10 protein-coding genes are annotated in these 10,553 nt (G+C 64.8%); 5 read left to right on the top strand and 5 right to left on the bottom strand.

What is annotated here, in order from left to right:
* Positions 1-79 precede the first annotated feature (79 nt).
* Complete coding sequence (locus ATE71_RS15930; protein WP_058804296.1) at positions 80-766, top strand: TPM domain-containing protein; 687 nt, start codon at positions 80-82, stop codon at positions 764-766.
* A gap of 1 nt (position 767) precedes the next feature.
* Positions 768-1,316 carry an NUDIX domain-containing protein gene (locus tag ATE71_RS15925; RefSeq protein WP_058804295.1) on the top strand — a complete coding sequence of 183 codons (549 nt, stop codon included), beginning with the start codon at positions 768-770 and terminating at the stop codon, positions 1,314-1,316.
* A gap of 92 nt (positions 1,317-1,408) precedes the next feature.
* Here the strand turns inward: ATE71_RS15925 and ATE71_RS15920 are convergent, their stop codons facing one another.
* The 5 genes from ATE71_RS15920 to carA form a co-directional block, all read right to left on the bottom strand.
* Complete coding sequence (locus tag ATE71_RS15920) at positions 1,409-2,044, bottom strand: rhomboid family intramembrane serine protease (protein WP_058804294.1); 636 nt, start codon at positions 2,042-2,044, stop codon at positions 1,409-1,411.
* A 31-nt stretch (positions 2,045-2,075) separates the two neighbouring features.
* On the bottom strand, positions 2,076-2,552 hold the full coding sequence (greA, locus tag ATE71_RS15915; protein ID WP_058804293.1) for a transcription elongation factor GreA: 477 nt from the start codon (positions 2,550-2,552) through the stop codon (positions 2,076-2,078).
* Positions 2,553-2,648: 96 nt separating this feature from the next.
* The gene (gene carB, locus ATE71_RS15910; RefSeq protein WP_058804292.1) at positions 2,649-5,969 is read right to left on the bottom strand and encodes a carbamoyl-phosphate synthase large subunit; all 3,321 of its coding nucleotides are present in this window, start codon (positions 5,967-5,969) and stop codon (positions 2,649-2,651) included.
* Positions 5,969-6,415, bottom strand: coding sequence for a hypothetical protein (locus ATE71_RS15905; RefSeq protein ID WP_058804291.1), 447 nt, complete (start codon positions 6,413-6,415; stop codon positions 5,969-5,971). Before ATE71_RS15905 ends, carB begins: the two co-directional genes overlap by 1 nt.
* Positions 6,412-7,584: a glutamine-hydrolyzing carbamoyl-phosphate synthase small subunit gene (gene carA, locus ATE71_RS15900; protein WP_058804290.1), complete on the bottom strand. Its 1,173-nt coding sequence runs from the start codon at positions 7,582-7,584 to the stop codon at positions 6,412-6,414. Before carA ends, ATE71_RS15905 begins: the two co-directional genes overlap by 4 nt.
* Positions 7,585-7,715: 131 nt before the next feature.
* On the opposite strand from carA, the gene ATE71_RS15895 reads away from it, so the two are divergent.
* The 3 genes from ATE71_RS15895 to dnaG all read left to right on the top strand — a co-directional run bounded on the left by ATE71_RS15895 (position 7,716) and on the right by dnaG (position 10,550).
* Positions 7,716-8,168, top strand: coding sequence for a GatB/YqeY domain-containing protein (locus ATE71_RS15895; protein WP_058804289.1), 453 nt, complete (start codon positions 7,716-7,718; stop codon positions 8,166-8,168).
* Positions 8,169-8,277: 109 nt separating this feature from the next.
* Positions 8,278-8,667 carry an endonuclease domain-containing protein gene (locus ATE71_RS15890; protein ID WP_058804305.1) on the top strand — a complete coding sequence of 130 codons (390 nt, stop codon included), beginning with the start codon at positions 8,278-8,280 and terminating at the stop codon, positions 8,665-8,667.
* A complete protein-coding gene (dnaG, locus tag ATE71_RS15885; RefSeq protein ID WP_058804288.1) occupies positions 8,664-10,550 on the top strand; it encodes a DNA primase in 1,887 nt (628 codons plus the stop codon). Before ATE71_RS15890 ends, dnaG begins: the two co-directional genes overlap by 4 nt.
* Positions 10,551-10,553 lie beyond the last annotated feature (3 nt).

Raw genomic sequence — 10,553 nt, 5'->3', positions numbered from 1 at the left:
GCGGCTTTGGTGGCTTTTCGGGCGGGGGCGGCAGCTTCGGCGGCGGCGGCGCGTCGGGCGGCTGGTAGGAGCACGGGACATGCCACGCAAAGTCAATCATGTGAACGAAGCCGATCACCGCATCGTCACCGAAGCGGTCGCGGCCGCCGAGCGCCACACCGATGGCGAGATCGTCACAATCATCGCCGCGCAGTCGAGCGATTATGACGATGTCGCGCTCGTCTGGGCCAGCGTCGGAGCGTTTCTGGCGATGTCGCTCATCGCGCTATTTCCCGATTTTTATCGCGGGCTTTACGATGCCTTGCGCGGTGGCTGGGGGCATGAGCCGACCGCGAACGAGTGGCTGGGCACGGTGATCGCCTTTGGCGTCGTCAAATGGATCGGCATCTGGCTGATCCTGCTGTGGCGCCCGCTGCGCCTCTCGCTGACCCCGCGGTCGATCAAGGCCGGGCGTGCGCGAGCGCGCGCCATCGACCTGTTCAAGGTCGGCACCGAAGCCAAGACCGTCGGCCGCACCGGCGTCGTCCTCTACGTCAGCCTCGCCGAGCATCGCGCCGACATTGTCGCCGACGAGGCGATCGCGTCGAAGGTGTCGCCCGACATTTGGGGTGAGGCGATGGCCGCGCTGATCGAGCGCATCCGCGCGGGCCAGCCCGGCGAAGGCATGGCGGAAGCGGTGCGGCAGGTCGGGGCGGTGCTTGCGACCCATTTCCCGAAAAGCGACGGCAATCCCAACGAACTGTGCGACCGGCTGATCGAGATCTGACATGACCCGCCCTGCCCCCGACACGCCCATCGAAACACGCTGGGAAGGCCGCTTCATCACCGTCAAACAGCAGGGCAATTGGGAATATGTCTCGCGCTCGCGCGGCATCCATGCGGCAGTGATCCTGCCGATCGACGACAGGGCGGACGGACGGCACGTCATTCTGGTCGAGCAATATCGCGTGCCGCTGAAGCGCCAATGCTTGGAGCTTCCCGCCGGGCTGGTCGGCGACGACAGCGCGGGCGAAGCAGCGGAGGTCGCCGCGGCGCGCGAACTGGAAGAAGAAACGGGCTATCGCGCCGCGACCTGGCGCACGGTAGGTGAATTCTACAGCTCGCCCGGCATGGTCAGCGAAAGCTTCACCCTGCTCGTCGCCACCGACTTGACCAAAGTCGGCGACGGCGGCGGGGTCGATGGCGAGGACATCATCGTGCACCGCGTGCCGCTGAACGGGATCGAAGATTTCGTGGCGGCGAAACGCGCCGAAGGCTGCGGTATCGACGTGCGCGTCGCGATGCTGCTTGCGGGCGGGTTGCTGGCCGAAACCTAAATCCGTTCGTGTCGAGCGAAGTCGAGACACCCATTGGCGCGGAGCAGGGTCGAGGGCATCTCGACTTCGCTCGATGTGAACGGGACGTAACGTCAGCGCGCGCCGAACCGCCAGCGCAGCAACGGCCGCGCGAGCAGCAGGCCGGCGAGGAAGCCGCCGACATGCGCCCAGATCGCGACCGCACCGAACCCGCCACCGCCCGCAAAGCCAATGAGCAACTGCACGGCGATCCACGCCGCGGCGAGCCACAGCGCGCGCACCCAGTGGCTAGGGATCGGGCCGATCGCAGGGGCTCGGGTGCGGCTGAAGATCAGCGCAAAAACAGCGATCAGCGCCGAGATCGCGCCGCTCGCGCCGATCATCGGCACCGCCGAACCGGGATCGGCAAGATATTGGGCGAACGCGCCGCCATAGGCGCCGGCCAGCAGCAGCACCGCCATCGCCTTAGCGCCCAGCGGCGCTTCCAATTGGCGACCGATAAAGAGCAGGACGACCATGTTGAAGGCGATGTGCACCACCCCGCCGTGCAGGAAAGCCGACGACAGCGGCGTCAGCGCAAACGGGACCATCGCGCCGGGCGGCAGGATCAGATCCTGTCCGAAGCGCGCGGGGATGAAGCCCGCGCGCACGATCGCCTCGATCTGGAATCCGGTGATCGACAGCAGGATGAACAGAACGACGCAGGCGAGCGCATAGCCTGTGACCAGCGGCGTATCCTGCGGCTTCATCGTCCGGTTCCGATCTCAGGCCTGAAGCCGGTCAGATGAATTCGATCTTGGTCACCAGATAATATTTGTCGCCCGCGGGCACGGTGACTTCGACCTCGTCGTCGACGCGGCGGCCGATCAGCGCGCGGCCGAGTGGCGAATTATAGCTGATCTTCCCATCCTTCGCGTCAGCCTCGGCCTGCCCGACGATCTGGTATTTGACCGGCTTGTCGTCCTCGTCGGCAAGGGTGACGGTCGCGCCGAACACGATGCGGTCGCCCGACAGAGTCGTCGGGTCGATGACCTGCGCGCGCGACAGCTTGTCCTCGAGGTCGCCGATCGTCGCTTCGACCTGGCCCTGGCGTTCCTTGGCGGCGTGATATTCGGCATTTTCCGAAAGGTCGCCATGCGCGCGCGCTTCCTCGATCGCATCGACGATCAGCGGTCGCTCGGCTTTGAGGATCGCGAGTTGCGCGTTCAGCTTCTCATAGCCTTCTGCCAGCATCGGCACCTTTTCAACGCTTGCCATTATCCTGTTGTCCTTCGTCAATAATCCAGCGCCAGCGAAACTTCGCCGGGCGGCTGAGCCGCTGTTCCGTCAATGTCGGGGGGTGGAGCGGTGCCTTCAATAATAGTCCTGAAGCGGCTTTACTTCAAGACTATGCGCGCGGAGCGCCCCGATCGCCTGCGTCGCGGCATCGCTCGCCGCCGCCGTCGTATAATAGGCGATGTCGGCGGCGAGCGCCGAGGCGCGGATCGACTGCGAATCCTGCAAGCTTTGCCAGCCTTCGGTCGTGTTGAAGATCAGCTGGATGTCGCCGTCCTTGATCCGGTCGACGATATGCGGGCGGCCTTCGGCGACCTTGTTGACGCGCTCGATGTCGATCCCCTGCCCCGCGAGATAGTCGGCGGTACCGCCGGTCGCGATAACCTTCCAGCCCCACTCGGCGAGCTGCCTCACCGCGCCGACAATGCGCGGCTTGTCACTGTCCTTCACCGACACGAACACACGGCCGTCAGTCGGCAGGCGGTCACCCGCCCCGAGCTGCGCCTTGGCAAAAGCGAGGTTGAAATCGCGGTCGATTCCCATGACTTCGCCGGTGGACTTCATCTCGGGGGACAGCACCGGGTCGGTGCCGGGGAAACGCGCGAAGGGGAAGACTGCTTCCTTGACTGCGACGTGGGTGATTTCTCGATTGATCTTCGGCAGGTCGGCGAGTTTCTCGCCCGCCATCACGCGCGCCGCGATCTTGGCGATCGGCGAGCCGACGGCCTTGGCGACGAAGGGCACGGTCCGGCTGGCGCGCGGGTTGACCTCGATCAGATAGACTTCGTCATCCTTGACCGCGAACTGGATGTTCATCAGGCCGCGAACTTCCAGCGCGCGCGCCAGCGCATCGGCCTGCCGCTCGATCTCGGCGACGATCCCCGCCGACAGGCTGTACGGCGGGATCGAGCAGGCGCTGTCGCCCGAATGGACTCCGGCTTCCTCGATATGCTGGAGCACGCCCGCCACGACGACATCGGTCCCGTCGCACAGCGCATCGACATCGACCTCGATCGCGTCGCGCAGATAGCGGTCGATCAGCACTGGGCTGTCCCCCGACACCTGCACCGCGGTCTCGATATAATTTTCGAGCTGCGCCTGATCGTCGACGATCTCCATCGCGCGGCCGCCGAGCACATAGGAGGGACGCGTCAGCACCGGATAACCGATGCGCGCCGCGACCGCGACGGCTTCCTCGCGGCTGCGCGCGATGCCGTTTTCGGGCTGCTTGAGGCCGAGCTTGTTGACGAGCGCCGCGAAACGCTCGCGGTCTTCGGCAAGGTCGATCGCGTCGGGCGAAGTACCGAGGATCGGGATGCCGGCCTCAGCCAGCGCTTGCGCGAGCTTGAGCGGAGTCTGCCCGCCGAACTGCACGATCACGCCGACGAGCTCGCCCTTCGACATTTCGACATGCAGGATCTCCAGCACATCCTCGGCGGTGAGCGGCTCGAAATAGAGGCGGTCCGACGTGTCATAATCGGTCGACACCGTCTCCGGGTTGCAGTTGACCATGATCGTTTCATAGCCCGCTTCTTCCAATGCGAAGCAGGCGTGGCAGCAGCAATAATCGAACTCGATCCCCTGCCCGATGCGGTTCGGGCCGCCGCCGAGGATCACGACCTTCTTGGCGGACGACGGGTTCGCCTCATTCTCGGGCTCACCAAAGGTCGGTGCTTCGTAGGTCGAATAGAGATAGGGGGTCTGCGCCTGGAACTCCGCCGCGCAGGTGTCGATGGTCTTGAACACCGGACGCACGCCAAGCTTGTGGCGCAGCTTGCGCACTTCCCCCTCGGTCACGCCGCCGGTCATTGCCCTCACCGCCTCGTGGATCAAGCCGCTGCCGTGCGCGGTCGCATGACGCGTGCCCGGCTGGAGGTTTGCCGACTGGAGTGCCAGATAGGCAAGGCGCTTGTCCGAAAAGCCCATCGCCTTCAATTTGCGCAGCCCCTCCGCGTCGCGCGGCAGACCGTTCCTGCAAACCTCTTGCTCGGCCTCGACGATCTCGGCGATGCGTTCGAGGAACCACATATCGTAACCCGCGACGCGGTTGATCTCGGCGAGCGGCAGCCCTTCGCGGATCGCCTGCGCGGTGTTGAGCAGGCGGTCGGGGGTGCGCTGCGCCAGTTCGTTGCGCAGCTGGTCGTGCGTCGCGCCCTTCAGCCGCTCGACGAAGTTGAAGCCCGAAAGCCCCGTCTCCAGCCCGCGCAGCGCCTTTTGCAACGATTCATGGATCGTGCGCCCGATCGCCATGACCTCGCCGACCGACTTCATCGCGGTCGACAGCGTCGCCTCGGCGCCCTTGAATTTCTCGAACGCAAAGCGCGGGATCTTGGTCACGACATAATCGATCGTCGGTTCGAACGACGCCGGGGTGACGCCGGTGATGTCGTTCATGATCTCGTCGAGCGTGTAGCCGACCGCGAGCTTCGCCGCGACCTTGGCGATCGGGAAACCCGTCGCCTTCGACGCTAATGCCGACGAGCGCGACACGCGCGGGTTCATCTCGATCACGATCAGGCGGCCGTCCTTGGGGTTCACCGCGAACTGCACGTTCGACCCGCCCGTCTCGACGCCGATCTCGCGCAGCACTGCGATGCTCGCGTTGCGCATGATCTGATATTCCTTGTCGGTCAGCGTCAGCGCGGGGGCGACGGTGATGCTGTCGCCGGTATGCACGCCCATCGGATCGACATTCTCGATCGAACAGATGATGATGCAATTGTCCTTGCGGTCGCGCACCACCTCCATCTCATATTCTTTCCAGCCGAGGAGCGATTCCTCGATCAGGACTTCGGTGGTGGGCGAGGCGATCAGGCCGCCGCGGACGATATGCTCGAATTCCTCGCGGTTATACGCGATGCCGCCGCCGGTGCCGCCGAGCGTGAACGACGGGCGGATGATCGAGGGCAGCCCGGTGCGTTCGAGCACCGCAAACGCCTCGTCGAGCGTGTGCGCGACGCCGCTGCGCGCGCTTTCGAGCCCGATCTTGTCCATCGCGTCGCGGAATTTCTGCCGGTCCTCGGCCTTGTCGATCGCCTCGGCGTCGGCGCCGATCATCTCGACGCCATACTTGGTCAGCGTGCCGTCGTTGAACAAAGCGAGCGCGGTGTTGAGCGCGGTCTGCCCGCCCATCGTCGGCAGCACCGCGTCGGGGCGCTCCTTCGCGATGATCTTCGCGACGATCTCGGGCGTGATCGGCTCCACGTATGTGGCGTCGGCGAGGTCGGGATCGGTCATGATCGTCGCCGGGTTGGAGTTGACGAGGACGATGCGATAGCCCTCCTCCTTCAGCGCCTTGATCGCCTGCGTCCCCGAATAGTCGAACTCGCACGCCTGACCGATAACGATCGGACCGGCGCCGATGACGAGGATGGATTGGATGTCGGTTCTTTTGGGCATTATTGGACCTTGTCGGCAGGCGTCGGAGGCGAGGACCAGAATTCTTGGAACGGAATATCAGTCCCAGGAGATTCTTTCGCGAAAACGGAAACGGAAAAGTGGAACGGGACGGATCGCTTCACGCATTTCACGATTTCGCGATCATGATCCGTACTCGCAGCCACAATGATCTGGCCGTGCGATCTTTCGACGTCCGAATATCTCGCGTCGGGCGCTCCGCATTTTCGGATTTGCTCCAAGGAGAAGTCCGGACCGCTTTGCTCCAGTTTGAAGTCGGGGCTCAATACGTCAGGCATCGGCGCTGTACCCTGTATCTTGCCATACCCCCCGCGTACGCCATCGGGAAATTCGAAGACAAGGGTCGGAGACGAAAGCGCCGTGCCGCCTAAAATCGACTGTCCAGCCGCCGCCAGAGCAAGAAAAATATAGCTGACTGTCGCCGTCACTTCAGCCCACCCACGAACTTCTCGAACAGATAGAAGCTGTCCTGCGGCCCCGGGCTCGCCTCGGGGTGATATTGCACGCTGAAGGCGTTCTTGCCCGTGATCGCGATGCCGCAGTTCGATCCGTCGAACAGGCTCTTGTGCGTCTCGACCACGCCTGCGGGCAGCGTCGAGGCGTCGACCGCGAAGCCGTGGTTCATGCTCGTGATTTCGACGATGCCATCTTCGGCGCGCTGCACCGGATGGTTCGCGCCGCGATGCCCTTGGTGCATCTTCACGGTCTTGGCGCCCGCCGCGATGCCCAGCATCTGGTGGCCGAGGCAGATGCCGAAGATCGGCACGTCGCGCTCAAGCAGCCCCTGAATGACGGGCACCGCATAATTGCCCGTCGCGGCGGGATCGCCGGGGCCGTTCGAGAGGAACACGCCCGCGGGTTTGTGGCTCAGCACTTCGTCGAGGCTCGCGGTCGCGGGGACCACGGTGACGCGCGCGCCGGCCTTGACGAGGTTGCGGAAGATATTGTCCTTCGCGCCATAGTCGATCGCGACGACATGCGGCCGCTCGCCGCCGTCCTCGGTCGCATAGCCATGCCCCAGCGTCCACGCGCCGCCGGTCCAGTCGCCGGTGTCGGTGCGGCTGACCGCCTTCGCAAGGTCGAGCCCCTCGAGCCCCGGCCAGCCGCGCGCCATTGCAAGCAGCTCGTCGATGTCGAACTTGCCGTCGGGGCTGTGCGCGATCACCCCGTTCGGCGCGCCCGCGTCGCGGATACGGCGGGTGAGCGCGCGCGTGTCGATGCCCGCGAGCCCAATCACGCCCTGCTCGGCCATCCATTCGGGCAAGGTCTGCACGCTGCGGAAGTTGCTGGGCGCCGTCGGCAGCTCGCGCGTGATGGCGCCCACCGCGCCGTGCACGCCGCGCTCCATATCCTCGGGGTTCGCGCCGACATTGCCGATGTGCGGGAAGGTGAAAGTGACGACCTGCCCAGCATAGCTCGGGTCGGTCAGGATTTCCTGATAGCCCGTCATCGACGTATTGAAACAAATCTCGCCCACTGCGGCGCCGCTCGCGCCGTAACCCACGCCCCACAGGATCGTGCCATCGGCAAGGACAAGAACACCCGTAGCCCCGGAAGGCTGGGTTTTGGGCGCGGCAGAGGGGTTGGCTGGTGCCATTCAACATGCTCCGGACGGGGGGCTAAACGGCCGACCAAGTAGGCGGCAAAAAAGTGATTCACAAGCTATCGGATTTGGAATCTTCCCGCTAGGGAGGGTCTTTCCGAAATTTGCAGCGCAAGAGGACACGCATGATTCGTGACGACATCAAGGCTGCGCAGGTCGCCGCGATGAAAGCGGGCGACAAGGCGCGTTTGGGCACCATCCGGCTGATGCTGGCGAAGATCAAGGACAAGGACATCGAATTGCGCACCGGCACCGCGCCGGCCGACGACGATGTGCTGGTCACCGACGTGCTCCAGAAAATGGTCAAGCAGCGCCGCGAATCGATCGCCATGTACGAACAGGGTGGGCGGCAGGAACTCGCCGACATCGAAGCGGCCGAAGTCGCCGTGATCGAGGGTTTCCTGCCCGCGCAGCTGAGCGACGACGAAGCGATGGCGGCGATCAAGGCGATCGTCGATGAACTGGGCGCGTCGAGCCTGAAGGATATGGGCAAGGTGATGGCCGCGGTGAAGGACCGGCTGGGCTCGCAGCTCGATATGAGCAAGGCGAGTGGTTGGGTGAAGGCGGCTTTGTCGTAAGACAGGCCCTCCCCTAACCCCTCCCGCAAGCGGGAGGGGGACTAGACTGGACCGGCCGCGACCGCATATTCTCCCCTCCCGCTTGCGAGAGGGGTCGGGGGAGGGCCTGTTGGACAAGGGCTACAAACGACCGACTGCGCTTTCCCGCGAACTACGTCTGAATGCCACGCCCGCCGAACGGGCTCTGTGGGCACAATTGAGCGCCCGCAAAGTCAGTGGCGTTCGGTTCAATCGCCAATTTCCAATCGGCCCGTTCATCTGCGATTTCGTCTCGCGATCAGCCAGGCTCGTCATTGAAGTCGATGGCGGGCAACACGCGGTTGATGTAGAAAAAGACCAAGCGCGTACGGCGTTTCTGCAATCACAGGGTTATCGGGTGATCCGTTTCTGGAACAATGATGTGTTGAAACGGGTCGAAGGCGTCGTGAGCGAGATCAAGCTTGTACTTGCGGACATGCCCTCCCCTAGCCCCTCCCGCAAGCGGGAGGGGGACTGGTGACCCTCACCCCGCAATGGCTCGATGAACTCCGCTCGCGCATCACGCTGTCGACGCTCATCGGCCGCACGGTGAAGGTCACCCGCGCCGGCCGCGAATATAAGGCGTGCTGTCCGTTCCATAACGAGAAGACGCCGAGCTTCACGATCAACGACGAAAAGGGCTTCTACCATTGCTTCGGGTGCAGCGCCCACGGCGATGCGATCCGCTGGATGACCGACCAGCGCGGGCTGTCATTCATGGACGCGGTGAAGGAACTCGCCGCCGAGGCGGGCATGGAGGTCCCCGCCCCCGACCCGCGCGCCGCGAAAAAGGCCGAGGAGCAGGCGAGCTTGCGCGATGTGACGCAGGCGGCGGCCGACTGGTTCGTGCAGCAGCTCGGCAGCAGCAACGGCGCGCCCGCGCGCGAATATCTGACCAAACGCGGGATTTCGGAGGCGACGCGCAAGGCGTTCGGCTTCGGCCTGGCGCCCGAGAGCCGCAGCGCGCTGAAGGAAGCGCTCAAGAAATTCCCGACCGCGATGCTCGTCGAGGCGGGCATGCTGATCGCGGTCGACGATAAGGAGCCCTATGACCGCTTCCGCGGCCGGCTGATGATCCCGATCCGCGACGCGCGCGGGCGGGTGATAGCGTTTGGCGGGCGCATATTGGGCGACGGCGAGCCCAAATATCTGAACTCGCCCGACACGCCGCTCTTCGACAAAGGGCGCACGCTCTACAATCTCGACAAGGCCTCGCCCGCGTCGCGGCAGACGAACAGGATCATCGTCGTCGAAGGCTACATGGACGTCATCGCGCTCGCCGAGGCGGGGATCGCCGATGCCGTCGCGCCGCTCGGCACCGCGCTCACCGAGAATCAGCTCTCGATGCTGTGGCGCATGGTGCCGGTGCCCGTCCTCTGCTTCGACGGCGACAGCGCGGGGCAAAAGGCGTCGATGCGCGCCGCGATGCGAGCGCTCCCCCTGCTCCGCCCCGGATTCAGCCTGTCCTTCGCGACGCTGCCCGCGGGGCAGGACCCCGACGATATCGTTCGCGCGCGCGGCGCGGCGGGGTTCGCCGAAATCCTGGGCGAAGCGCAGCCGCTCGTCGAACGCCTCTGGGCGCACGAAGTCGCCGCCGGCCCGCTCGCAACGCCCGAGGAACGCGCCGCGCTCAAGACCCGCCTCCTCGCGCACGCCGATGCGATCGAAGATGCCGACGTGCGGCACCATTATCGCGAGGCCTTCCGCGAACGGCTCGACGCGCTCTTCGCGCGGGCGCGCCCCGAGCGCGGGCCGCGCCAGCCGTGGACCCAGAACGTGCCGCGCGGCGGTTTCGGCGGAAGCGGGCGCCGCTTCGCCCCCGATCCGCGATTGCAACCTCCGGCGGACGAAACGCGTTCCATCGGGCAAGCCGGGATCGCGGCGCCGCTGATCGCGGCGCTCATCGGCGGGTTGCTGCGCTATCCGGCGGTTATCCGGCGCCACGACGAGGAACTGGCGCGCCTGTCGATCGGCGATCCCGCCGACGCCGAATTGCTCGACGCGATGCTTGACATCGCGATGCGGCAGGAAGGGCTTGATTGCGAGGGGTTGCTTGCCATATTGGAGCCAATGAAAGTGTATAATAGGGCGACGACATTGCTCCGAGCCGATGGAATGCACTTCTCATTCAATCGCTCGCCGAAGAAGAATGAGGCCATCGATCATAATCGGGCGCAGAGGGAACTTTCGGAGTTCATCTCTCTGGTGAACACGCAGGCAGAGCTGAAAATGCGCCGCTTGCAGGCCGATGAGATCGCCAGGGCCAGACTCGACGACCAATCTATCGCGGAGCAGAACCGGCTGCGGGCGATGGATGAAGACCTGATGCACCGGCTCCAGGCGCTGCGCGAAAGCGGCGCCTAGAAC

The organism is Sphingopyxis sp. H115, assembly GCF_001468465.1.
Classification (GTDB): domain Bacteria; phylum Pseudomonadota; class Alphaproteobacteria; order Sphingomonadales; family Sphingomonadaceae; genus Sphingopyxis.
The sequence above is the reverse complement of the archived record's forward strand: the minus strand, read 5'-3'. Positions and strand labels throughout refer to the sequence as shown.

What these genes read in the sequence shown, in the direction of transcription:
- ATE71_RS15930 (WP_058804296.1), top strand. Translation starts at nt 80, where the DNA reads ATGCCACGCAAAGTCAATCATGTGAACGAAGCCGATCACCGCATCGTC.
- ATE71_RS15925 (WP_058804295.1), top strand. Translation starts at nt 768, where the DNA reads ATGACCCGCCCTGCCCCCGACACGCCCATCGAAACACGCTGGGAAGGC.
- ATE71_RS15920 (WP_058804294.1), bottom strand. Translation starts at nt 2,044, where the DNA reads ATGAAGCCGCAGGATACGCCGCTGGTCACAGGCTATGCGCTCGCCTGC.
- greA (WP_058804293.1), bottom strand. Translation starts at nt 2,552, where the DNA reads ATGGCAAGCGTTGAAAAGGTGCCGATGCTGGCAGAAGGCTATGAGAAG.
- carB (WP_058804292.1), bottom strand. Translation starts at nt 5,969, where the DNA reads ATGCCCAAAAGAACCGACATCCAATCCATCCTCGTCATCGGCGCCGGT.
- carA (WP_058804290.1), bottom strand. Translation starts at nt 7,584, where the DNA reads ATGGCACCAGCCAACCCCTCTGCCGCGCCCAAAACCCAGCCTTCCGGG.
- ATE71_RS15895 (WP_058804289.1), top strand. Translation starts at nt 7,716, where the DNA reads ATGATTCGTGACGACATCAAGGCTGCGCAGGTCGCCGCGATGAAAGCG.